General features: G+C 57.6%; 18 protein-coding genes. 9 read left to right on the forward strand and 9 right to left on the reverse strand.

Annotation, left to right across the window (positions count from 1 at the left end):
- Nucleotides 1–5 precede the first annotated feature (5 nt).
- A complete protein-coding gene (locus LIO64_RS07050; RefSeq protein WP_290548735.1) occupies nucleotides 6–755 on the forward strand; it encodes a phosphodiester glycosidase family protein in 750 nt (249 codons plus the stop codon).
- On the opposite strand, the gene lnt is transcribed toward LIO64_RS07050, so the two are convergent.
- A complete protein-coding gene (gene lnt, locus LIO64_RS07055; RefSeq protein WP_290548736.1) occupies nucleotides 722–2,611 on the reverse strand; it encodes an apolipoprotein N-acyltransferase in 1,890 nt (629 codons plus the stop codon). The genes LIO64_RS07050 and lnt overlap by 34 nt on opposite strands.
- Nucleotides 2,612–2,746: 135 nt before the next feature.
- On the opposite strand from lnt, the gene LIO64_RS07060 reads away from it, so the two are divergent.
- From LIO64_RS07060 to LIO64_RS07080, 5 genes are all read left to right on the forward strand, one after another.
- A complete protein-coding gene (locus tag LIO64_RS07060) occupies nucleotides 2,747–2,980 on the forward strand; it encodes a ferredoxin (RefSeq protein WP_290548737.1) in 234 nt (77 codons plus the stop codon).
- A 73-nt stretch (nucleotides 2,981–3,053) separates the two neighbouring features.
- Nucleotides 3,054–3,497 carry a DciA family protein gene (locus LIO64_RS07065; RefSeq protein WP_290548738.1) on the forward strand — a complete coding sequence of 148 codons (444 nt, stop codon included), beginning with the start codon at nucleotides 3,054–3,056 and terminating at the stop codon, nucleotides 3,495–3,497.
- A gap of 335 nt (nucleotides 3,498–3,832) precedes the next feature.
- Nucleotides 3,833–4,609 carry a PEP-CTERM sorting domain-containing protein gene (locus tag LIO64_RS07070; protein WP_290548739.1) on the forward strand — a complete coding sequence of 259 codons (777 nt, stop codon included), beginning with the start codon at nucleotides 3,833–3,835 and terminating at the stop codon, nucleotides 4,607–4,609.
- A 105-nt stretch (nucleotides 4,610–4,714) separates the two neighbouring features.
- Nucleotides 4,715–6,652: a family 20 glycosylhydrolase gene (locus LIO64_RS07075; RefSeq protein ID WP_290548740.1), complete on the forward strand. Its 1,938-nt coding sequence runs from the start codon at nucleotides 4,715–4,717 to the stop codon at nucleotides 6,650–6,652.
- Nucleotides 6,653–6,671: 19 nt separating this feature from the next.
- A complete protein-coding gene (locus tag LIO64_RS07080; RefSeq protein ID WP_290548741.1) occupies nucleotides 6,672–8,720 on the forward strand; it encodes a sulfatase-like hydrolase/transferase in 2,049 nt (682 codons plus the stop codon).
- A 58-nt stretch (nucleotides 8,721–8,778) separates the two neighbouring features.
- Here LIO64_RS07080 and LIO64_RS07085 read toward each other — a convergent pair whose 3' ends face one another.
- From LIO64_RS07085 to LIO64_RS07095, 3 genes are all read right to left on the reverse strand, one after another.
- A complete protein-coding gene (locus LIO64_RS07085) occupies nucleotides 8,779–9,729 on the reverse strand; it encodes an acyltransferase family protein (RefSeq protein WP_290548742.1) in 951 nt (316 codons plus the stop codon).
- Nucleotides 9,730–10,321: 592 nt separating this feature from the next.
- On the reverse strand, nucleotides 10,322–10,753 hold the full coding sequence (locus LIO64_RS07090) for a hypothetical protein (RefSeq protein WP_290548743.1): 432 nt from the start codon (nucleotides 10,751–10,753) through the stop codon (nucleotides 10,322–10,324).
- A gap of 116 nt (nucleotides 10,754–10,869) precedes the next feature.
- Nucleotides 10,870–11,391: a phosphoribosyltransferase family protein gene (locus tag LIO64_RS07095; protein WP_290548744.1), complete on the reverse strand. Its 522-nt coding sequence runs from the start codon at nucleotides 11,389–11,391 to the stop codon at nucleotides 10,870–10,872.
- A gap of 12 nt (nucleotides 11,392–11,403) precedes the next feature.
- Here LIO64_RS07095 and LIO64_RS07100 point away from each other — a divergent pair, with 12 nt between their 5' ends.
- Nucleotides 11,404–12,054 (forward strand): hypothetical protein, encoded by a 651-nt coding sequence (locus tag LIO64_RS07100; RefSeq protein ID WP_290548745.1) that lies wholly within the window; start codon nucleotides 11,404–11,406, stop codon nucleotides 12,052–12,054.
- Here LIO64_RS07100 and LIO64_RS07105 read toward each other — a convergent pair.
- Nucleotides 12,011–12,598 carry a hypothetical protein gene (locus LIO64_RS07105; RefSeq protein ID WP_290548746.1) on the reverse strand — a complete coding sequence of 196 codons (588 nt, stop codon included), beginning with the start codon at nucleotides 12,596–12,598 and terminating at the stop codon, nucleotides 12,011–12,013. The two genes, LIO64_RS07100 and LIO64_RS07105, sit on opposite strands and share 44 nt — an antisense overlap.
- Nucleotides 12,599–12,738: 140 nt before the next feature.
- Between LIO64_RS07105 and polA the strand changes: the two genes are divergently transcribed.
- Together polA and LIO64_RS07115 are read left to right on the forward strand one after the other, a co-directional pair.
- Nucleotides 12,739–15,573, forward strand: coding sequence for a DNA polymerase I (gene polA, locus LIO64_RS07110; protein WP_290548747.1), 2,835 nt, complete (start codon nucleotides 12,739–12,741; stop codon nucleotides 15,571–15,573).
- Nucleotides 15,574–15,668: 95 nt separating this feature from the next.
- Complete coding sequence (locus tag LIO64_RS07115) at nucleotides 15,669–17,711, forward strand: alpha-galactosidase (RefSeq protein ID WP_290548748.1); 2,043 nt, start codon at nucleotides 15,669–15,671, stop codon at nucleotides 17,709–17,711.
- 169 nt (nucleotides 17,712–17,880) lie between these two features.
- Here LIO64_RS07115 and LIO64_RS07120 read toward each other — a convergent pair whose 3' ends face one another.
- The 4 genes from LIO64_RS07120 to pepT all read right to left on the reverse strand — a co-directional run bounded on the left by LIO64_RS07120 (nucleotide 17,881) and on the right by pepT (nucleotide 22,880).
- Nucleotides 17,881–18,993 (reverse strand): HlyD family efflux transporter periplasmic adaptor subunit, encoded by a 1,113-nt coding sequence (locus LIO64_RS07120; protein ID WP_290548749.1) that lies wholly within the window; start codon nucleotides 18,991–18,993, stop codon nucleotides 17,881–17,883.
- 30 nt (nucleotides 18,994–19,023) lie between these two features.
- Nucleotides 19,024–19,479, reverse strand: coding sequence for a YbjN domain-containing protein (locus LIO64_RS07125; RefSeq protein WP_290548750.1), 456 nt, complete (start codon nucleotides 19,477–19,479; stop codon nucleotides 19,024–19,026).
- 225 nt (nucleotides 19,480–19,704) lie between these two features.
- Nucleotides 19,705–21,129 carry an adenylosuccinate lyase gene (gene purB, locus LIO64_RS07130; protein WP_290548751.1) on the reverse strand — a complete coding sequence of 475 codons (1,425 nt, stop codon included), beginning with the start codon at nucleotides 21,127–21,129 and terminating at the stop codon, nucleotides 19,705–19,707.
- A 482-nt stretch (nucleotides 21,130–21,611) separates the two neighbouring features.
- Entirely contained in the window at nucleotides 21,612–22,880 is a 1,269-nt protein-coding gene (pepT, locus tag LIO64_RS07135) for a peptidase T (RefSeq protein ID WP_290548752.1), read from the reverse strand.
- Nucleotides 22,881–22,967 lie beyond the last annotated feature (87 nt).

Here is a 22,967-nt window from a genome sequence, read left to right on the forward strand (position 1 = left end):
CCACCATGACTTTTCTGCGTTTTTTTCTTCTCCTTTTGTTCTTCTGCGGCGCGGCTCAGGCAGAGCACCGCGTTTTCACCAGAAAAGACGGGTTCCTATCCATGAGGGACAAGTTGAATGTCTATTTTTTCCAGTCTGACACGCACCGTCTCCTGGTGCGGGATGAAGGCAGTTTGAAAACACCCCGCTACGGCTCTCTGGACAAGGCCATGCGCAAAAGCCCCTGTGCGGCGGGAATCAACGGAGGATTCTTCGGAGCGGATGAGGCGGGCACGCCCCTGGGGCTTGTCGTCCAGGACGGAAAGCGGCTTTTTCCGCTGGCTTCCGGCTCCTTCGCCGTATCCGGCGTGGTGTATGACAACGGGAAAAACGGCCTGTTCCTGGTACGCAGTTCCGCGCTGAAGCGCCTGAAAAACCCGCCCGCCATGCAGGCGGCCATCCAGGGAGGCCCTTTTCTGGTGGAAAACGGAACGGCCGTCAAAGGCCTCAACGCGCAGAAATCCACCTACCGCACGTTCATCGCCACGGACGGCGGCAAGCGGTGGTGCATCGGCATATCCTCCTCCGTCACCCTGAAGGATCTGGCGGAATGGCTGGCGTCTCCCGGAGCGCTGGGGGATTTCCGGGTGAAGACGGCCCTGAACCTGGACGGAGGCTCTTCCTCCGCCTTCTGGTGCCATGAATCAGGCATTTCCTACCCCTCCTTCAAGCAGGTCAGGAATTATTTGGGCGTAGTGCCGGTGGCGCGCCGGTAAACGCCGTCCTTCACAGGTCCGGCGCTCCGCTTTCCCGCCCTGATCCTGTGCAGCAGCAAGGCCATGAACAGCAGGAAGGAAGCGAGAACGGCCCAGTCTCCCAGCATGGCGTACAGGGTTATTTCCGTACAGCCCACCGGCAGTGTGGCGGTCATCACCCCCCTGGTAAACGGAGAACCGGAGGAATCCCGCAAATCCGCAATAACTGCACCATTGGGCGCCAGAGCCACGCTGACGCCCGTATTGGCGGCCCGGACCATGGAACGGCGCAGTTCAATGCACCGGAAGGCCGCATTGCGCCAATGCTGTTCATTGGCGCAGGAACGGTTGAACCAGCCGTCGTTGGTGACGTTCACCATCAGCTGTGGCTCCTGCCGCACGAAGCGGCGCACCCAGCTTCCCACCACGTCTTCAAAACAGACCAGCGGGATGACTCCCACGGTGACGGAACTCCCCGGACGGATGGGAACGGGTACGGGATCAGAGGAGGTTCCGGGCGTGTAGTTCATCCCCATCGCCGTTCCGGCGGAGGCTTCAAAGGCCTTTTCCAGGAACGGGAAGGTTTCCCGCATGGGAATGTATTCCCCGAAGGGAACCAGCATGGCCTTGGCATGCGGCCTGGCGGTGGAATAGTCTCCCTCAAATACGGTGAGACAATTATAGGCCCGCGCCACGCGGCCTTCATCGGAAAGGTAAATGTCGTCCGTGCCCGTCAGCAGGATGAAATTGAAGATCTTGTTCCGGATGGCCTGGACGTAGTCTTCTTCCACACTCAGGAAATTGACGTTGTCCTGGCCCGGAAAGCGTTCCCCCGTGGAATCACGGTAAAACGTGGAAATGGGGAAGGAGCTTTCCGGCCAGATTACCCAGGAAGGCATGTCCAGAGAGGCCTCCGTTCCGTTTCTGGCGGCCTGTTCCAGGGTCCGGTTTTGAAGGTCCAACAACCCCTGTTCCGTGGTGTCCAGCAGGGCCCGGTAAATGCCTCCCCGGTTGGCCACGCTCCATTTCTCCTTCTGGCTCAGGTTCAGCTGTACGGTCATGACGGGAACGGTCAACCGTCCGTTCCCCGTGGCCGCCGCAGACTGCGGAGAGTAATGAGCCGTCCAAAACACGCCGAGGACAAACATGATTAAAAGGACCGTCACCAGAGTAAAAAAATCCCACGGAACGGTGCGCCTGCCTTCATGGACAACCATGGTTCCGGCCCTGCGGCAGACCCGCCAGAGCCAGATGGAAAAGACGGCCGGAATGAAGGCCAACGCCGTTACCCCGGTATATTCCGCCCACTGGGCCAGCGGGTTGCCGTAAAGGGCCACGCCCAGGTTGTTCCAGCCAAAGCCCGGTATCAGCCACCCCCGCACCCATTCCAAGCACACCCACAGGGCTGCGCCTCCCAGGGCAGCGGACGCGCTGGGCAGCATGTCCCGCATGGCCCATGATTTCCAGGCAGCCCTGCGTTCCGGCGCCGTTTGCCGCGCATCGGGCAGAGGCTGTGCGTCCGGCCGGAAGAACACCCCCATCACCACAGCCCAGATGCCGGGAAACAGGCCGCCGTAAAAAATCATCAGGGGAATGTAGCCCAGCGTGCTGACTTCATTGACCCACCAGAAGGAGATGCCGTAATACACCACGCCGAACAGCCAGCCGTACAGCGCATACGCCAGGATTCCCTTTTTCCCCTCCCGGCGGCGGCCATACCACAGGGCCGTAAGCAGCGGCAGAAACCCTACCCATACGCAGCCGCCCCAATCCACCGGAATAAAGGCGCAGGCCATCAGCGCGCCGGAACATGCGGCCAGCAGCAGTCCGGCCCAGAGGGGCAGCAAACGGGGGATGGAAGGGGAAACGGTATTCATGTGAAAAGCCTTTTATTCCGAAAACGGGAACGCCGGCATTGTTCCCCATGCTGACTCATTCCTGCAACAAAAAAGATTGCAAAATTTGATCAAATGCGGAAATAGTGGACGCAGTTCATACAACCCATCACATATATGGCAGATATCGACGAAAAAACACCTCTAAACGTCCCCGGCAAGTTTTACGTGGACAGCTCCTGCATTGACTGCGACCTTTGCCGCGAAACGGCTCCGGAAAACTTTGGCAGGGATGATGACGAAGGCGTCTCCTACGTCAAGAAGCAGCCAAGCAACGAAGAAGAACAGGCCGCCTGCGTGGAAGCCATGGAAGGCTGCCCCGTGGAAGCCATTGGCGACGACGGCGAATAATATTATTCCATATTATTTTTCAAACCGCCCGGGGCCGTTGACATTCAGCGCTCCGGGCTTTTATTTTCCATTCATGCCCTCTCCCTGGTCTCCCTACATGCCGGACAGGGACCGTCCGGATCCCCACGCCTCTCCGTTGCGGTATGAATACCTTTCCCGTGATGAACAGGAGGTGAGGCAAGCGCTGGCGGACTGGTTCCAGGTAGCCCCCCATGCCAGTGAAACGCGGAACCTCCATACGGCGGAATCCCTGCTGGGGGACATTCTCGCCAAGCTCCCCCTGGATGGAGAAGGCATGGATCCCGAATTGCTCCGGGAAGGCTGGCTGAAAGCGGCGGGACCGTTCCTGGGCCAGCAGTCCAACCTGCTCTCCATCGTCAAGGGAGTGGCCACCATCCAGGTGCTCCAGCCGGCCATGCGCTACCATCTCCAGCAGTGGCAGGGAGCCCTGCTGGGAAAATTGAAGGACCAGTTCGGCAAGGACGCCGTTCATTCCATTAAAATACGGATAGGATAATTTTCCGGACGTACGGTTCCTTTATGAATCCAATCGCCTGTTTTTCACTGCATAACAGATATTGGAATGCGGTTCAAGAATTTGTAATCCGCTGTCAACCGCATTTTCCCCTTTCCTGATTTATCGTCAGTATCTTTCCTGCATCTTCTTCCGTTGTTTCCATATAGGGAAACAACGAAAAAGAAAATGTTGGCTATCCCCTTCATCATCTCATAATCAGGAGATTGAACGGTTCCTTCCGTTTCCGTTTCTTCAGCGGATTACAAATTCTGTAGCTTCATCACGAATAAAGCAAAATTAGGCCTTTTTGCTTTCCAACAGCAATTTATATACAAATGAAAACGTCCTTTTTCCTGGCATTATCCACAGCGGCGGTCCTATCGGCACACGGAGCGGAAATCTGGAGTTCCCTTGACGGAACCATTCCGGAGCTGAAGATGGGTACAACCACCATCTCCCGCATTGCTTATTCCTCCGGCGGAGCCCTGATTGCGAACGGAGGGCCTTCCGCAAGCGCTGTTCAATCCGTCCTTGGCTCCCTGGATGCCGGGTGGTATTCCGGCAACAAAAATAACAATAACGGTACGCTTGCCTCCGTGACGGAAGATGGCGCCACCAAGCTGATTTCCGCTTCCGGCGCAGGGGGAGGCTTTACGGCCGTCAAATTTAATGAACTGTCCGCCAATACCCTGTCCGGTTATGAGGCCCTGAGGATTTCCTTTGATACGGGGGGGCTTTCCAACACCGGCAAAACCGGCCAGCCACAGAATTTCAGCTTGTGGTACAGCCTGGGGGGAGAGGGAGATTCCCTTCTCCAGGCCGGTTCCACAATTTCCGGACTGGCGGGCAGCGTTGCTAACAAACCCTACAGCTGGACGATTTCCAAAGAGGAGTACAGCTCCCTGTTCGACCAGGGAGCCACCTTTTACCTGGTGCTGAATACCGGAGTTCTTGATACCTCTTACACTTACCAGGAGCTTGCCGTAAACAATTTCAGCGTGGAGGGCCTTGCAGTGCCGGAACCTTCCTCCTCCATGGCGGCCTTGTTCGGGATAGGAGCCTGCTGCCTGAGGAGAAAGAGAAGCTCATGCGGCAAAAACGCAGCATCCTGAAATCCGGAACTTGACGTTCTTTCATGTTTAATGAAAGATGGTTTATTATTTAAGTGTAATAACATGATGCAGCTAACTCCCTCCCTCCTTTTACTGGCATCAGGTATGATGCTTTGTTCCCCCAGTTCCTACGCAGACTGGATTTCCCCGCACCCTCTCCAGCAGGAAGAAGCCGCTCCGGTAGCCCTCATCCCCTTCCCGTCCCAGGTAGAATGGAAAACGGGGAAATGCCCTAAAAAAGCCCCTGTTTCCGTTAAAAAGAACGCGGCTCTGGCCAAGACGCTTGGCAAGGAAGGCTATGAACTCCAGGTCCGCCCCAACGGCATTCTCATCAAGGCCGCCACGGACACCGGCGTTTTCTATGCCCGCAGGACGCTGGACCAGCTGGGAGCGAAGGGGGATTACCCATGCTGCGACATCAAGGACAGTCCGGCTTTCCCCATCCGCTGCTTCATGCATGATACGGGACGCAATTTCCGGACGATTGAGACCCTCAAGGCGGACATTGATGAACTGGCGCGTCTGAAGATGAATGCCTTCCACTGGCACCTGACGGACCATCCCGCATGGCGCATCCAGTGCAAAAAATATCCCGTGCTGAACGATCCTTCCAAAAGGATCAAGAACCGGGACGTCAATGACACCTATACCTACGACCAGATCCGGGACCTGTTCCGCTACGCCAAGAAGCGCCACATTCAAATTATTCCGGAAATAGACATGCCGGGGCACAGCACCTATTTCAAGAATTGCTTCGGCTTCCCGATGCATGATCCCAGGGGTATCAAGATTCTGGAGGAGCTGCTGGAAGAATTCTGCAAGGAAATCCCGGTGGAAATGTCCCCCTACCTGCACATCGGAGCGGATGAAATCCACATCCCCAACGCCAAGCAGTTCGCGGACAGGATAGCGGGCAAGGTCAAATCCCTGGGGCGCCAGCCCATCCAGTGGGCCGGAGTGAACGACCTGCCCGTATCCGGGGACAGCTATGCCCAGTTATGGACGGACGAACGTACTACGGCGCTGCCGAATCCCGCCAGGCAGAAGAACCCCTACTTCGACTCCACGGCCGGGTACGTCAACTCCTTTGACCCCGGCATCATGGTGCGCAGGGCTTTCTTCCGCCAACCCTGCGGCGCGGTGAAGGGGGATGACCATTCCCTGGGCGTCATCCTGTGCCTGTGGCCGGATGCGCGGGTGGAGGACAAAAAGAACATTCCTATCCAGAGTCCCCAGTGGCCCGCTATCTTCTCCATCGCGGAACGGAGCTGGAAGGGCCTTCCGGAGGACGGGTCCCGCCTGGCCGGACAACTCCCGGAAAAAGACACGGAAGCCTTCAAAGCTTTCTCCCTGTTTGAAAAACGCATGGAAGAGCTGGTGGGAGACAAGCCCCTGCCCTTCCCCTATTGGAGGGATTCTTTCATGGAATGGAATGTCTTCGGCCCCGTTCCGAAGGACAGGCAGGAAGAGGTGAGAAACGCCCTGGTGGCCGGTAAAAAACCTGATGGAGTGGATCAGGCCCAGGCCCGCGGAGGAAATCTTTACTTCCATACCCGCGCCGGATTGGAAGGCATGTTCACCAAAACGAAACCGGGAAACACCGTCTGGGCGGAAACGACCCTCTATGCTCCCAAGGCGGGAACCATGTACGCCATGGTGGGATTTGACGCTCCGGCCCGTTCCACACGCCGCTGTTCCGGGGTGCCTGCCGCCGGGGAATGGTCCCAGTGCGAAACAAAAATCTGGTTGAACGGAAAGGAAGTGAAAAATCCCCAGACCTACAAGCTGGCGGGCCAAAGGCGTTATGAAAAACACACCTGGACTTCCCCCGCCAATGAAATTCCCTTTGACAATGAGGAATTCTGGTGGGCGCGTCCCCCCGTCCCCTTCCAGGTGAAGGCCGGAGAAAACAAAATCCTGATTGAGCAGCCGTACACGGGAGATTACCAGTCCTGGGGCATCAGTTTCATTCCGGTGAAAAAATCGGGCGACCGCTGGATTGCCGATCCCGGTTATTCCGTCAAGCCCGGTGGAGAAAAATGAGATTCCGTCTTTTGCTCCAATGAGAGGAAAAAAACTATTCTCCCTTCTGGCCGTCCTTCTGGCTATTCCCCTTGCCGCTGCCGCCCAGCGGCCCAACGTCATCCTGATCCTGATGGACGACATGGGCTGGGGGGACCTGCCCTCCTACCAGGACCAGCGGATGAAGCAGGGGCTTCCCGCCATGGACAATCCGGGCCTGAGGAGCCTGGCCCGGGAAGGAATGACGCTGACGCGCCACTATTCTTCCGCCCCTCTCTGCGCCCCTGCCCGCGGCTCCCTGTTCACAGGGGTGCACCAGGGTCACGCCAAGGTCATCCGGGACAGGTCCTTTGACCTTCCCATCGAACAGGCGCCTACGCTCGGCACCGTCATGCAGTCCGCCGGGTACAAGACGGCCCTCATCGGCAAATGGGGAATAGGCGGAGGCAGGCAACATGCGGGCACTCCGCAGGAATCCACCGCCTACCCCACCAAACGCGGCTTTGACTACTACTTCGGCTACCTGGACCACGTCAGCGGCCACCACCATTATCCCAAGGAAGACCCCAACCCCATCTCCCCCACCAAAAAAAGCGGCATCTGGGACGGGGACAAATGCATCACGGCGGACTGCGACAAGGCCTACTCCGTGGACCTGCTGACGGCCCGCGCCAAAAAATGGATTGTGGACACGCACCGCCAGAACCCCCGCCAGCCTTTCTTCCTCGCGCTGACCCACATCGCGCCCCACTCCCAGCTTCAAATACCCACCGGCCCCTACCCGGAAGGCCGGGGCGTGAAAGGCGGCGTGCAATGGCTGGGAACGCCCCACAAGCTGGTCAATACCGCGGAGGGCAAGATCAATTCCTACATCTATCCGCGCTATGCCGATAAAAAATGGCCCATGGCGCAAAAGCGGTACGCCACCATGATCGCGCGGCTGAGCGATTCCTTTGAAGACCTCATCCAGACCCTGAAGGACCTGAATATTGACAAGAATACCATCATCATCATGACGTCGGACAACGGCCCCCATGACGAAGGCGGCCAGAATCCGCAGTTCTTCCGCAATTACGGGCCTTTTGACGGCATCAAGCAGGACGCGTGGGAAGGCGGCTTCCGCGTTCCCACCATCGTCCGCTGGCCCGGCCATATTCCGGCAGGTTCCGTCAACGACCATCCTTCCCAGTTCCACGACTGGATGGCTACGCTGGCCGCAATCGGCGGCGTCAGGACTCCCTTCCGCAGTGACGGCGTTTCCCTGCTTCCCACCCTGCTGAACAAGGGAACCCAGCCGGACAGCCGCCTGTATATGGAATACAGCGCCAAAATGTCCCAGAGCAAGAAAACGACGCCCGGTTACCAGGACTTCCTTCCCTCCCGGAGAAATGCGGTCCGCGGCGACGAACAGATGGTCTACATCGGCAAATACAAGGGGGTGAGGACCAATATTCAGTCCCACGCGGACCCGTTTGAGATTTACGATACCGTCAGGGACCCGGCGGAGCGCCATGACCTGAAGGATACGGCGGAAGGGAGAAAGATGCAGTCCATCATGCATGACAAAGTTCTGAGAATGAGGCGCATTTACGACTATACCCACCCGGAGCGCGGCACCTTTGCCCAGAGGCCTTATGACGCAGAACCCGTTCCGGCCCTCAGGAAGGAGGAAATGCCCGGCAAACTGCTTCCTCTGACGGCGCAGTCCGCCCAGGGCATCCGCCAGAAGGACGGCAGCATGAAAAGGGTGCTTTACCTGGACGTTCCGGAAACCGGGAAATATTTCTTCTTCATGAAAACTCCTGCGAAAAAGGGAGCCAAGGCATTCGTCAGATTGCATGATGCCCATCTGCTGGATGCGGAATACGGTTACAAGCCCGGCACGGAAGTATCCTCTTCCATGGGGGAAGGCACTACGGAGGAAGATAAGGAAAGAACGGGCCTGAAACCCATCCCCCTGGAAAAAGGCTGGCATCCCCTGCTGGTGGAAACAGAAGGCTTCCCCGAGCTTCCCCAGCTCTTCTGGCAGAAGGAAGGCGGCAAAAAACAGCCCATTCCGTCCCAGGCTTTCCGCGTGGCGGCTCCCTGAACGGATCAAGACAAGGAAGACCGTCGCCCCCGGAGTTGGCTGACCTCCATCCCTGAGGTCATTTTCCCCCCGTCATCAGGACGAGGGCGCGCGGGAAATACCGTTTGATGAACAGGAAAACTCCCCGTGCCAGCATGTACACCACGGGCACCAGGCACCACCAGGCCCAGGCGGGCCACGGGGATGGGAAACACGCTTCCACCCCCGTCAGGGCAATCAGCACAAAAATGTGGGAGCAGTACACGAAGAAACTGCCGGACGACCACAGCGCCAGCCGCTCCGACAGCGCCGGGCTGATGGCCCTGGCCACCATTCCGAAGCTCAGGAAGGCCAGCACGGCCAGTCCTGAAAAAGCGGTGTCCGGAATCAGGAAGGTATCCGTGCAGCTTGTCCAGACAAGCGCCGCGCAGGCCAGGAGAATGGAGCCATGGACGGCCATGGGCAGTTTTTCCCAGCGGTCCAGGCAGCCCGGTATGGAAGACGCCAGCAGGATGCCCAGCACAAAATCCCCGAACATATAGGGGCTGGGCCATGCCAGGGAATCATCCCAGCGGTTCAGGAAAAGGCAGAAGAGGCCCGCTGCATAAAGCACCCAGCGGACTTTGGAAAGAAGAAATGCGGCCAGCGTGAACACCATCAGATCCCGCAAAAACCACATCGGCGTCAGCAAGGGGCACACGCCCAGGCCGAACACGGAAGCCAGAGCGCCCGGGGACACGGGCATTCCCGCCAGCAGCCAGTAGGCCGCACACCAGAACAAGTAGGGCCGCAGCAGGGACATCACGCGTCCCGCAGTCCATTTACCCGCGCCTTCCCCTTGCAGGCGGGAGGCGGAAAAATACCCCGCCAGCAGGAAAAACGTCGCCAGCGCCGGACCGATCAGCCATTGATTGGGAGGGAATCCCCCCGAAGGGACGTGCTGCATGATGACGGACAGCGTAGCCAGCAGACGGGCAGTCTCCACCCAGGGCAGGCGGCCGCGGAAAACGGAGGTGGAGGAGACTGTCATGATGCCGCTATTCTGGACGAACCATGCTCCAAAAGCACTATTTTTATTGCCCGGCCGGTATTTATTCTTTCTGCCGGAAGTCTTTTTCCGCAAGGGCCGGGAGGCCCCTGTTCCCGGTCCCGGCTTCATCAGGAAACACGGTGATCAGACGCCTTTCCGCGGATTACAGAAAAACGCCCTGCCGGGAATGAAGGTTTGATTCGTTCATCCTTCGGATTCACTCACCCTGCGGGCTTCCAGCCACGCTTCCGTCCAACCGGGCTTCATCATGGAAGTCAAGCCCGCGTGCAACGAAAGGAACCTATACCTTGACTGACCAGACTATTGTTTCGAGGTGAAAAGAAGGGAGTTTCCAGGATTTCTTCTCTACTTCCCGACCCCGGCACCTAATGGATTTTGTGTTGTTGGATTCGCTTTTGAAAAAATTAAAAAACGGCACATTTACTTTAATCTTGCATCAACTGTATTGTCTTGCTTCCGGAGCAGGAAAAACCTGCAAAGAGAAACTATTCCGGTTCCCACAAAAAACGGCCGGATTCCCGATGGAACCCGGCCATTGGAAAGGATGCCCGTTCAGGCAGGGAGACAATCGTCAGGAATAAAATCCCATGTCCTGCTCCCGTTCCTGTTCCTTGCGCTTGAAATAGGGGTTGCGGTAGCGGTGGATGCATTTGCTGGACGGCCCAGGAGTATAATGAAGCGGGTCCGCCTCCTTGGCGGCTTCCCTGCCCAGGATATCCAAAAAGTCCTTCAGGGGCATTTCCAGATCGGCATCGTGGCATGCCAGCGCAGCAGACAGCCGCACCCTGCCGTTGTCATAGTCCACGTACAAGGCAAACAGCGTGGTCTGGTACAGATGCCACGGTTCGCCTTCCATTTCTCCGGACTGGTGCTCTCTGACGGCTTCCAGCAGCCACGTCAGCGCATGTTCCAGTTCCAGATTGTCCAAAACATCCCGTAGAAGAGACGTTTCATGGCCAAAGACGGCCACGCTTTCCTGTTGTCTTGCCCTGTTGATTTTCATGTCTTGGTTTCTCCTTTCCGGTTTTCCCTTGTGAAGCTTGAAGGCGGCTGCCTCCATCGCTCCAATGTATTGGGACACTTTTTTTCAGCAGGTTGTTCAACTTAAAACAAAATATTTCATCCAAGCTCCACTTTCCCGATGTAGGGCAATTCCCGGTAACGCTCATCCAGATCCATGCCAAAGCCCACCAGAAAGTCATTTCCCTGGGTAAAAGCCACGTAATCAGCCTCAAAGGGAACCTTGCGGCAGCAGTGCTTGTCCACAGCCACGGCAGTCATCACACGCTGCACCCCCCTTTTTTTCAATTCCCGGCAGACTTCCGCCAGCGTGGCGCCCGTGTCCAGCACGTCATCCACCACCAGAACGGGCTGGTCCGGACGGAAGGAGCCGCAGTCCCCCTCCCACGTGAAGGAGCCGGAAGAGGACATTCCGGCATAACTGTTGACTTTCACGGCTTTCACTACGGGACGGGTTTTCAAATGGCCTGCCAGCATGGTGGCGAAAGGGAGGGCTCCCTTCAACAGGAGCAGCAGGACGTAGGGCCGCTCTCCCATGTCAGCATCAATGGAGGCGGCCAGTTCCCTGACGCGTTCGCGGATGGCGTCCTCTCCAATCAAGGGTGTAATGGTGTAAGTCATGCAAACAGAAGCATGATAGTAGTTTCCACGGGGAAATCAATCTTTAGCGAAGAACGGTTTGACGGCCGCAGCGGTTTCCGTTACTTTCCGGAAGACATGGTTGCTATTCCCAACCGCCGCACGTATCCCGGCTTTCTTCTGGCAATCCTTCCCCTGCTGTGGGCGGGCATTTGCGCCCTTACATGGGTTATACTCTCTCTTCCCCCTCAGACGGGAACCGTTGCAGAGAGCATCAGAACCATTTTCTGCATGTTGGGTCCGTTTCTGAGTCTGGGCATGCTGTTTGTACTGCTGGATTCATGGTTTGGCCGGACAATTTATGAGGCTCGTGACGGATGGCTGCACACGGAGAAAAACCTGTTCGGGTTCCGCCGGAACGCTTTTGATTACGATCTGGACCTGCTGACGGAATGCCAACTCTCCCATATCGGAAAGAATACTCCGGTGAACCATGAGGAATTGGAGCGGTTGAGGCATGCCGGAGCCGTCATCCGCCGCAAGGGAAGAACCGGGCCGGAATATCCGGCTCCATGCGACGTCTGCCGCATCATTTACGACGGCCAGCCCCTTGTCCTGCTGGCGGCTCCTTCACGGCACCCCGTGGAAAGACTGGCGGAGTTCATCGAAGCCGTGATGCGGCAACACCGGGAAAAACGCCCCTGATCCGCTCAATAACCCTTTCCGCATACGGCAGAGCCAGCCAGCCCTGCGGGACCGGTTTTTTGCCCGGAGGAAATTGATAGCGGAACACCAGGTCTCCCGTGCCGTCATGATGGGGCACCATACGAATTTTCCGCAGGGATGCCCCGTCAAATTGCTGGAAAAACGTTCCCCTGCCGTCCGCAGACGGTCCTATGGATAACAGGCGCCTGTCCGTCATGGCGTAAATAAAGGCATTAAGCTTTCGTGATTCCAGAATGGCGTTCAGCACCAGCGCGCCAGTGCTGCCCAGCGCAACAAGAGAACAAACGCCCATGATCGCCAGGGAAAAAACAACCTCTTCGTTCCATGAAGGATTACCCGCCGCCACTACGTAAAAACCACGGCCGAATGCCACGGCAAAAAACAGGAGAAAGAAGATCCCCTTCCATTCCTTCGCCACCCTGCTCTTCCATCCGGAGCAGGGCTTGCCCTGCCAGAGAATTCTTTCTCCCGGAAGTAGCCGTTCCCTCACTTTGTCCAGTTCTGCCTTTGTCAATTCCTGCATGTTCCCAAGGCTGTTTCCTTCTTCTGCATACCAGCCGGAAGACTGGAATGCACGCCTTTTGTTTCCGGAATTTCCGGGAATACGCGGGTGCGCATTTAACGGTAGCCTCCTGCCGGGGCACATGGTAAAGTGAGGCAGAAATGACTGATTCCCCTTCCAAACGCCTTTTTATCCTGGATGGCATGGCTCTGGCCTACAGGGCCCACTTTGCCTTTTTCTCCAATCCCATCCGCAATTCCAAGGGAGTCAACACGTCCGCCGTGTACGGTTTTGCCAATACGCTGCTGGGCATTCTGGAACATGAACAGCCCACGCACATCGCAGCCTGCTTTGACACCTCCGCTCCCACGGAGCGCCACCGGATTTACCCGGACTACAAGGCCAACCGGGAATCCATGCCGGAAGAGTTGAGTTACCAGATACCCCTGATTTTCAAACTTCTGGAGGCCATGAACATTCCCATCCTGCGCTATGACGGTTATGAGGCGGACGATACGATCGGCACGCTGGCCCGCCTGGCGGACGATACGAAGGAGTTCCAGACCTACATGGTTTCCCAGGACAAGGATCTGGGGCAGCTCATTTCCCCCACCTGCTATCTGTGGCGTCCCGGCAAGCGGGGAAACGATCATGAAGTGATTGACCTGGAGAAGCTCAAGGAGCACTGGGGCATTGAGCGTGCGGACCAGGTGATTGACATCCTGGCCCTGATGGGCGACAGCTCCGATAATATTCCGGGACTCCCCGGCGTAGGGGAAAAGACGGCCAAGGTGCTGATTGAGGAGTTCGGCTCCGTGGAAAACCTGCTGGCCAACACAGATAAACTGAAAGGAAAGCGCAAGCAGATTGTGGAGGAAAACGGCTCCCTGGCTACCCTTTCCAAACAGCTGGCCACCATTGACCGGGATGTGCCCCTCACCGTCACCCTGCCCGAGCTGGTCAAAAAGGATCCGAACCCGGAAGAACTTCTGGCCCTTCTTCAGGAGCTGGAATTCCGTTCCATGCAGGCCAAACTGTTCGGTAAAAAAGCGCCGGAGGCCAGAAAAGCGCCCCTCCTTGCGGACGATTTGTTCGCTCCGGCCCAGGCGGCGCAGTCTCCGGAGGAAACGCCCTCCGTTCCCGCTGCGCCTGTGCAGCAGAACGGGTCCGGCCAGATGGACCTGTTTGAAGAACGCCATTTGAAAACGGTGGACGATTTCAAGCATGAATACATCATTGCGGATACGGAGGAAGCCCGCGCCGCCATGATTGCCGAACTGGAAAAGCATGATTCCTGGTGTTTTGATACGGAGACGACGGGCCTGAATCCCCTCACGGACGAATTGCTGGGCATCTCCTTCTGTGCGGAGCCGCACAAGGCATGGTACATGCCCGTTTCCGGCCCGGACGACCTGGAAACGGTCAGGACGCTTTTGGAAGGTTCCGCGGAAAAGATCGGGCATAACCTGAAGTTTGACCTGAAGGTTCTGCGGGCTAACGGCATCCGGGTGAAAGGCCCCTTTTTCGATACAATGCTGGCCCACGCCCTGATCTCCCCGGGCATGAAGCACGGCATGGACGCTCTGGCGGAAAGTTTTCTGCAATATTCCACGATCAAGCTGAAGGACATCGCCGCGCCGGGCGCCAAAAAGCGTGAACTGGATACCAGCGGGATTCCCGTGGAAGTCATGGGCAAGTATTCGGCGGAAGACGCGGACATTACCCTTCAGCTTTCCGCCATCCTCAAAAAGCAGGTGAAAGAGAGTGGCATGGAGGAACTCTTCCGTACGGTGGAACTCCCCCTGCTGCCTGTGCTGGCAGACATGGAATTTAGCGGCATACGCGTGCTCCCGGAATCGCTGGAGAAAGCTTCTGTCAAGGTGGGGGCCATCATTGACGGCCTGCGGGAGAGGATTGAAGAAGCCGCGGGCCACCCCCTCAACCTGAATTCACCCAAGCAGCTCGGCGACTTCCTGTTCGGAGAACTGGAGCTGGTGAAGAAGCCCAAGAAGACGAAGACGGGCCAGTTTGTGACGGATGAAGACACCCTCTCCGCCCTGGCTCCCCTCCACCCCATCGTGGCGGACATCCTGGCCTACCGGGAAAACATGAAGCTGAAAAGTACGTACCTGGACGCCCTGCCCAAGTACATCTGCCCCCGGGACGGCCGCATCCACACCCAGTTCCACCAGATGCTGACGGCCACCGGACGCCTGGCCTCCCAGGACCCCAACCTGCAGAATATTCCGGTAAGGACGGAACAGGGGCGCCTGATCCGCACAGCCTTCGTTCCAGCCTCCGGAGAGTATACCATGCTTTCCGCAGACTATTCCCAGATTGAACTGCGCATCATGGCGGCGCTCTCAGGGGATCCCGCCATGTGCGAGGCCTTCAAGGAAGGCCGGGACATCCATACGGAAACGGCGGCCAAGGTGTACGGCATTCCCCGCGAGCAGGTGGACGCCACCATGCGCCGGGCGGCGAAGATGGTGAACTTCGGCATCATTTACGGTATTTCCGCCTTCGGCCTTTCCCAGCGCCTGGGCTGCCCCCGCAGTGAAGCCGCTACCTTGATTGAAAATTACTTTATCCAGTTTCCCGTGGTAAAATCCTTCATGGAGGACCTGGTGCACAAGGCGGAACGGGCAGGTTACGCGGAAACGCTGCTGGGCCGCAGGAGAATGATCCCGGAAATCAACTCCGCCAACAAGACCATCAAGTCCGCAGCGGAGCGCACCGCCATCAACACCCCCATCCAGGGTACCGCCGCGGATATGATCAAGATCGCCATGATCCATGCGGCCAAATTGCTGGAAGGCACCAAATCCCGGCTTATCCTCCAAATTCACGATGAATTGCTGGTGGACCTGCACAAGGAGGAGACGGACCTCATCCCGAAGATTGAAGAAATCATGATCAGCGCCCTGCCCCTTCCCAACGGCGTTCCCATCCTGGTGGAAGCCAGAACGGGGAGCAACTGGCTGGAAGCCCACTAAAAATTTCACGGCGGAACAAAGAGACCAGAGTTCTCCCCTCCCTCCGGATTTTTGAATTGACGAAGGCCTCCGGATTTCAGAACCTTCCGAACCATATGCACGCATTATCTCTGCCAACGATTGCCCTGACGGCCTGTACCTGCGTTTGCTTCCAGACCGCCGCAGCATCCGTAACCTATCCGGGAACATCTCCGGGATCCCCTGCCGCCAATCGGGAGGGGGATGTCTATACTTTGAGCAACAATCTTCTGAGCGCCTCCTGGAAGGTCTCCGGCAACAAGCTGATTCCCCTGGGAATCGTGAACAGGGAACGCCCCTCCAGGGAAGAGAATGCCGTCTCCGGCAAACAGGAACCGGAATTGTTCCGCCTTTCCACGGAAAAGGAAGACTACAACCTCCCATCCTCCCGGTTTGTGATGGAAGGCGCTCCTTCCATCACTGTCCAGAAGGGCAACCCTTCAAGCCCACGCCTGGGAGAACGTTCCGAAGGGGCGGCGATCTCCGCCACCTTCAAGGACAAAAAGAGCGGGCTGACCGTCCAATGGAGGGCGGAATTGAGGGAAGGTTCCTCCTACGTCAAGGAGACCTACAAGATTGAAGCGTCCAAGGAAGTGGATTTGAAGAAAATCCAGCTGATTGACTTGCAGGACCCCTCCCTTGCCGTCAAGGGAACCGTACCGGGAAGCCCCCTGGTCAGCGAACGGGAAGGAACGTTTGCCGGCATTGAACTTCCTGTCGCCAAGGCCCAATCCAGCGGAGGAACGGGAACCGTCGGGTTTGACTGCAACCTTCCCATGGGAAGCGGGAGCGTCCAGACATTCACCACCGTGCTGGGAGTATGGCCGGAGAACCAGCTGCGCCGGGGATTCCTTTATTATCTGGAACGGGAACGCGCTACGCCCTACCACCAGTTCCTGCATTACAACGGCTGGTATGACGATGGGCTGGACCCCACGGAGAAAACCCTCGTCAAGACAGCCGGGGAATACAAGAAGGAACTGGGCTCCCGCCATGTAAGGCTGGATGGCTTTGTGCTGGATGACGGTTGGGATGACGTGAACGAAGACCTTTGGCAGCCATCCACCAAAAAATTCCCGCACGGATTTGAACCCGTCGTCAAGGCGGTAGGAAAAATTCCCTCCGGCTTCGGTATCTGGATTTCTCCGCTGGGAGGGTATTTTGGCCCGGAAAAGAGGGTGCAGCTAGCCAAGGACAAGGGCATCCTGCCGGCCGATGCAACGGGGTTCGACCTTTCCTACCCCCAGTATTACCAGTGGTTCAAGAAACGCTGTTCCGACCTGATGAAGAAGGACAAGGTAACCTACTTCAAATGGGACAAAGCCGGGGACGGAATCAGCCCCCACTTCATGGCCCTTCTTTCCATTGCCAATGATCTTCGCCGGGAGAATCCCCGCCTGTTCATCAATACGACGGTAGGCACCTGGCCCTCCCCCTTCTGGCTCAACCATGTGGATTCCACGTGGCGCAACGGCACGGCGGACGTAGGCTGGACAGGCAAGGGAGACGACCGCGAGCAATGGATCACGTTCCGGGACGGCTCCTGCTACAACGTCATCGTCAAGCCGGGACCACTTTATCCGCTGAATTCCATCATGCACCATGGCATGGTGCTGGGCACCAAGTTCCAGGCCGCACGCGTCAGCAAGGGTGAGGACGGAAAGCAGGATAACAAAAACCTGAAAAACGACTCCCGCATTTATTTCGGCTCCGGAGCCAATCTTCAGGAACTTTACCTCACTCCGTCCATGATGGATAAAAAGGCCTGGGACGATGTGGCGGCCGGAGCACGCTGGGCGCAGCGCTTCCAGGATGTACTGGCTGACGTGCACTGGGTGGGCGGTGACCCGAATAAACTGGAACCCTACGGCTATGCGGCCTGGAGCCCCCGCGGATGCACGCTGGCGCTCCGCAATCCGGACGATCGTCCGCAGTCGATTGAACTGGATGCGGGAACCGTCTTTGAACCCGTAAAGGGAACGCCGGCCGTCTTCTCCCTGAAAGCCTCCTACCCGGACCAGCGCGTGAAAACGCTGAAGCTGGAACAGGGCAAGCCGGTTAGCCTGGAACTTCAACCCTTTGAAGTGCTGGTATTTGACATGAGAGCGGACAAACGCTGACGCAGGGCCCGCACATCATAAGAATATACACCATGCCTCCCTCCCGGGCGGCATGGTTTTTTTATGGTCTCCATAAGTCTGATTCCTATTCCGGAAAGCCTTTTGAAAAGAACGCGTTCCCGGACAAAAAAGGAAAAAAGAGGGAGAAAAAATTCTCTGGGAGGGAATGTTAAAGAACCAGAGCGTCCCCCTCCTGGAATTCAGGAATGATCACCAGGGATTGCCCGTCTTTCAAGGCGACGACGTGCACCTTCCGCTCCTGCATTCCCGCCGGGGTTTTTACCTGGATGGAGCTTCCATCCCTGACGGCGGTGGAGGGAATCCACACGGAGGCGGGAACCTGCACCTGGATGTTGACCTGAAGGGCCATGTTGACGGGAGCCACCTGCCATTCGGAAACATGGGAGGCATTCGGTTCTAGGGAGGCGATCAGCACGGCGGAACGGTGCTCGGAGTCCAGCGCGGCGTCCACGGCCGTAACGCGGCCCACCCATTGAAGCCGTTTCCCATTGTTCAACACGCAGGAGGCGGTCAGGGCCGTACTGACCCTGCCCCGTTCATCCCTGGGCAATGCGGAAAATTCTTCCAGTGGCACGGGAATGCGTATCATCCGCTCCTGCAGGGGAATCACCTTCCCCACCGGCTGGCCGGCAACCACCCGGGCCCCGGCTCCCACGGAACATTCCACCACCTGGCAGGTGTAGGGAGCTTCCAGCACCGTATCCCGGAGGGCCTGTTCCGCCTCCGCCACATACGCCTCCGCGGCGTTCAGGCGCGCGTTCACGGCCCGGCGCTGCGGCACCCGGAGCACCAGATCCGAGTCCTTTCCGCTTTTGGAGACGGAACTGTAAGTCTTTTTAATGGCTTTCAGGGCTTCCGCCTGTTCCGTGGAAACGTCCAGGCGCGCCTGTTCCAGCTCCGCCTGCGCATTCGCCAGACGGGCGCGGTATTCAAATTTTTCCAGTTCCAGCAGGGGCGTTCCCTTCAGGATGATTTCCCCCGCGTTAAAGAGGGGATGCACCTTGTCCACCTTCCCGGAAACGCCGGGAGAAAGCATCGTCAGGTGGGAGGCTTTCACCATGCCGGGCGCGGAAATGGTCAGGGTGTTTGCCTGCAAATGCAGGGGCACCACCGTTCCTGCGACCGCGTGGTCCTTTTCCCCGGAGGAGGAGGACGGGAAAGACGGGTCCGTTAAAATGGCTGTCCCTATCATCAGAGCGACAATCCCCAGGCCAATGCCTATGGACCAGGAAGTTCCCTTTTTGTGAGGGTCCTCGCTCATGAACAGCTCCGGGGGTGGAAACGCATCCCGTTATTTGGGATATTCCGTCTCCATGATGTGAGAGTAGGCTTCCGCCGTTTCCACAGCCACGGTTTCAATATTCTTCATCAGCTGGGCAAACTGGGCTTCCGTAAGGTCCATGCCTTCCAGAACGAAGGACTGGCGGTAATAGACATACCCGCTGTTGGGGTCCAGCTGGAAGGCGCCGGCCGTCTGGTCCGCATTCAGTTCACTGAGGATGATACTGACTTCCACGCGACGGTTTTCAGGCACCTTGGCGGCAAAAAGCACGTCAATGACCAGCGTCTCCGGATGATCCATCATCGTGTACAGGAGGCTCACGGGCGTGAACGTATCACAGGGGACGAACGCGATGCCCGTTCTGAGATTGTGGTCGTCCGCGGAAGTGATCCATTCCGTTTCTTCCCCTCTCTTTCTGAGAACGGTGTATACACGGTCCAAAAGGCTGAGCTGCTGGTTTTCCATATTGAAAATTGTTTAACAGGAGGGTTGCTTGCGAAGGCGCATGCAACGTACGCGCCCGTTTACTGGATTCGAGCTTACTGGCATCCTTCTGATTCGTCAAGCTCTCCTGACGCAAAGAAATTGAAAAAACACGTACGCATCCGGCATAAAAACAGGCGCCGTCCGGATGGATGGCGCCTGGAAGGAAAATGCGCGCCGGAGCGCACGGCCTCTTACAAGGGTCTTTTAAAGGATGTCTCCGGGCTGGTAGCCGGCGCCGTTCGGGAATCTGTCCGTCAGGTCCTTCACCATGGACTGGAACGCCTCCACCTGGGCGTCAGCCATGCCCGTGGCGGAAGAATTGGAGTCAAAAATGCTTTGGAGGGCGGCCCTGTCAATGCCGAGACGGCCATCTTCCGCCAGGCGGTCCAGCAGGTTGTTCTCCATGATTTTTCCGGCCCGCAGGTCATTGGAGACGGCCACGGCATGCTCCTTGATCACCTCATGGGCGGTTTCCCGGCCAATGCCGCGCTTGACGGCTTCCATCAGGATGGTGGTGGTCATCAGGAAAGGCAGGTAGCGGCGCAATTCCGCGGCTACCACGGCTTCATACACGCCCATCTGGTTCAGAACGGTCAGGAAAGTTTCAAACAGGCCGTCCGCGGCATAAAAGGAATCCGGCATAACCACGCGGCGCACCACGGAGCAGGACACGTCCCCTTCATTCCACTGGTCCCCGGCTAGGCCGGAAATCATCATCAGGAAGCCTTTCAGAATGACATGGAAGCCGTTGACGCGTTCGCATGAGCGGGCGTTCATCTTGTGGGGCATGGCGCTGGAGCCGGTCTGCCCCTTGGCAAAGCCTTCCGTAGCCAGTTCATGGCCGGCCATCAGGCGCAGGGTCTTGGCAAAGGAGGAACAGCCGGAGGTCAGCTCCACCAGGCCGGAAACCACGGAAAAGTCCAGCGAACGGGGGTACACCTGCCCCACATTCATCCACTTGGCGGGAATGCCCAGGTGGGCGCATACGCGGTCTTCCAGTTCCAGCACGCGGCCGGCGTCCTTCCCGAAGAGGGAAAGCTGGTCAAGCTGGGTGCCCACGGCGCCCTTCAGCCCGCGGACGCTGTAACGGTCCATCAGGGAAATCCATGATCCCAGGCCGTGCACGATGTCCTCCCCGAACATGGCGACGCGCTTGCCCATGGTGGTGGTCTGCGCGGCCACGTTGTGCGTGCGGCCGGCGATGGTCACGTGCTTCCACTGTTCAGACAGGACGCTCATGCGGTTCAGCACCGCCACGGCCTTGTCCCGGATGATCTGCATGGACTTCCATATCTGGAGCTGTTCCACGTTTTCCGTCAGGTCGCGGGAGGTCATGCCCTTGTGGATGTGCTCGCATCCGGCCAGTTCGCAGAATTCTTCAATGCGCGCCTTCACGTCATGACGCGTGACGCGTTCGCGGGCGTCAATGGAGGCGAGGTTCACCTGGTCCTTCACCCGTTCATAAGCTTCAATCACGCCGTCCGGAATATCCAGCCCCAAATCCTTCTGGGCCTTCATCACGGCAATCCAGAACTCGCGTTCCAGCACGATGCGGCCCTCTGCGGACCAGATGGATTTCATGGCGGCGGAGGCGTACCTTTCAGCCAGGACATTGGGAATCACGCTCATATCAAAATGTGTGTATGCAGGAGTTATAAAAAACGGTGGACAGCCATGATCATGACGGGAGGGAAAAAAGCAAGCACTTTCCCCTTGCTTCAGGGATTGGGAATCCGGAGGAGATTCCACAGTGCCGGAAAGCTGTTTTCCGCGATGCTCCACGATTATTGGCGGGAACCGTCAATTTATAGGCAGCCCCTCCGGATCCTCCACCTCTTTTTCACAGACGCGTATCGCCTGGGAATTAGGGCCTCCCGGCCCTAATAACTATTCCCAGGGAACGAAGTGACGGAGTATTAGACGAAAGCTTCCGCTACGCTCCAGAAGAGTTTTCAGCAACGAAAGGCGGGAGCCTTCCGCTCCCAGACGCCGGAGCCGCAACGCCACGGTCAACCCAGCATTTCCACCCTCTCCTTTTCACAGACGCGTATCCCCCGGGAGTTAGGGCCTCCCGGCCCTAATGGCTATCCCACCGGAACCACCAATCCCCATCAATCACCATTCCGCTGGTTTCCGGCGGGAGGTTCCAGACCATACCGGGCGTAGCCGGAAACGATTTCCTGAAGAATGGCGGAAATTTTTTCCAGAGACTGGACCGGAACATATTCATACCTGCCATGGAAATTGTGGCCTCCGGCGCACAGGTTGGGACACGGCAGCCCCATGAAGGAAAGATGCGCTCCATCCGTGCCGCCGCGCACCGGAATGATTTCCGGCTGCACGCCTACGGCTTCCATCGCCCTGCGGGCATGTTCCACCAGGTGCATGTGCGGTAGAATTTTTTCCTTCATGTTGTAATAGGAATCCTTCACTTCCACCTGCACGGTACCCTCCCCGTACTTCCGGTTCAGCAGGGCGGCGCATTCCTGCATGAATTCCTTTTTGCGCTCAAATTCCGCCGTGTCGTGGTCCCTGATGAGGTATTCCCCAACAGCTTGTTCCACATCTCCACGGAACGAGTCCAGATGGTAAAAACCCTCATACCCTTCCGTAAAAGCGGGATTCTGGAACACGGGAAGCATCTCCTGGAATTCCATGAGGACGAGGCACGCGTTCAGCATCCTGCCCTTCGCGCTGCCGGGGTGAATGCTGACGCCCTGCACCGTCACCACGGCGGAGGCCGCATTGAAATTCTCATATTCAATTTCCCCCAGCGCACCCCCGTCCACGGTATAGGCGAAATCGGCGCCGAAGCGGGCCACGTCAAAGGCGTCCGTTCCCCGGCCTATTTCCTCGTCCGGCGTGAAGGCAATCCGTATTTCGCCATGGGGCCGTTCGGGATGCAGCAGGAAGGAGGCGGCCATGTCCATGATTTCCGCCACCCCGGCCTTGTCGTCCGCGCCCAGCAGGGTGGTTCCGTCCGTCACGACCAGGTCCTGGCCTGCATACCTGCCCAATTCCGGAAAAACGGCGGGAGAAAGCACGATTCCCTGCTCCGGGTTGAGCATGATGTCCCCGCCGTCATAGGAGCGCACGATACGGGGCTTCACGCCGCTGCCGGAAACGCCCGGAGCCGTGTCCACATGGGCCACCCAGCCGATCACGGGAACCTTCCCGTCCACGTTGGACGGAATGGAGGCGTACACGATGCCGGAAGCTTCATCCAGTTCCGCCTGGGCTCCCATCTCCCGCAGTTCTCCGGCCAGCATCCGGGCCAGATCCGTCTGGCCCGGAGAAGAAGGCACGGCGGAGGAACCCGCATCAGCCTGGGAATCCACGGAAACATATTTCAAAAAACGGTCTAAAACGGAGATATTCATCAGGAAAATCAAGGATTGGCGGAAGTTTAGCACCCGTCCCTGCGAACACAAGCACAAGACACGGTTTATCCTTGCGATTCTGGACGG

It is taken from the genome of Akkermansia sp. (assembly GCF_020860705.1).
GTDB lineage: Bacteria > Verrucomicrobiota > Verrucomicrobiia > Verrucomicrobiales > Akkermansiaceae > Akkermansia.

Coding starts and splice junctions, on each gene's coding strand:
- LIO64_RS07050 (WP_290548735.1), top strand. CDS start 6: ATGACTTTTCTGCGTTTTTTTCTTCTCCTTTTGTTCTTCTGCGGCGCG.
- LIO64_RS07115 (WP_290548748.1), top strand. CDS start 15,669: ATGCACGCATTATCTCTGCCAACGATTGCCCTGACGGCCTGTACCTGC.
- LIO64_RS07080 (WP_290548741.1), top strand. CDS start 6,672: ATGAGAGGAAAAAAACTATTCTCCCTTCTGGCCGTCCTTCTGGCTATT.
- LIO64_RS07095 (WP_290548744.1), bottom strand. CDS start 11,391: ATGACTTACACCATTACACCCTTGATTGGAGAGGACGCCATCCGCGAA.
- LIO64_RS07070 (WP_290548739.1), top strand. CDS start 3,833: ATGAAAACGTCCTTTTTCCTGGCATTATCCACAGCGGCGGTCCTATCG.
- LIO64_RS07075 (WP_290548740.1), top strand. CDS start 4,715: ATGATGCTTTGTTCCCCCAGTTCCTACGCAGACTGGATTTCCCCGCAC.
- LIO64_RS07090 (WP_290548743.1), bottom strand. CDS start 10,753: ATGAAAATCAACAGGGCAAGACAACAGGAAAGCGTGGCCGTCTTTGGC.
- pepT (WP_290548752.1), bottom strand. CDS start 22,880: ATGAATATCTCCGTTTTAGACCGTTTTTTGAAATATGTTTCCGTGGAT.
- LIO64_RS07085 (WP_290548742.1), bottom strand. CDS start 9,729: ATGACAGTCTCCTCCACCTCCGTTTTCCGCGGCCGCCTGCCCTGGGTG.
- LIO64_RS07060 (WP_290548737.1), top strand. CDS start 2,747: ATGGCAGATATCGACGAAAAAACACCTCTAAACGTCCCCGGCAAGTTT.
- purB (WP_290548751.1), bottom strand. CDS start 21,129: ATGAGCGTGATTCCCAATGTCCTGGCTGAAAGGTACGCCTCCGCCGCC.
- lnt (WP_290548736.1), bottom strand. CDS start 2,611: ATGAATACCGTTTCCCCTTCCATCCCCCGTTTGCTGCCCCTCTGGGCC.
- LIO64_RS07065 (WP_290548738.1), top strand. CDS start 3,054: ATGCCCTCTCCCTGGTCTCCCTACATGCCGGACAGGGACCGTCCGGAT.
- LIO64_RS07100 (WP_290548745.1), top strand. CDS start 11,404: ATGATAGTAGTTTCCACGGGGAAATCAATCTTTAGCGAAGAACGGTTT.
- LIO64_RS07105 (WP_290548746.1), bottom strand. CDS start 12,598: ATGCAGGAATTGACAAAGGCAGAACTGGACAAAGTGAGGGAACGGCTA.
- LIO64_RS07120 (WP_290548749.1), bottom strand. CDS start 18,993: ATGAGCGAGGACCCTCACAAAAAGGGAACTTCCTGGTCCATAGGCATT.
- LIO64_RS07125 (WP_290548750.1), bottom strand. CDS start 19,479: ATGGAAAACCAGCAGCTCAGCCTTTTGGACCGTGTATACACCGTTCTC.
- polA (WP_290548747.1), top strand. CDS start 12,739: ATGACTGATTCCCCTTCCAAACGCCTTTTTATCCTGGATGGCATGGCT.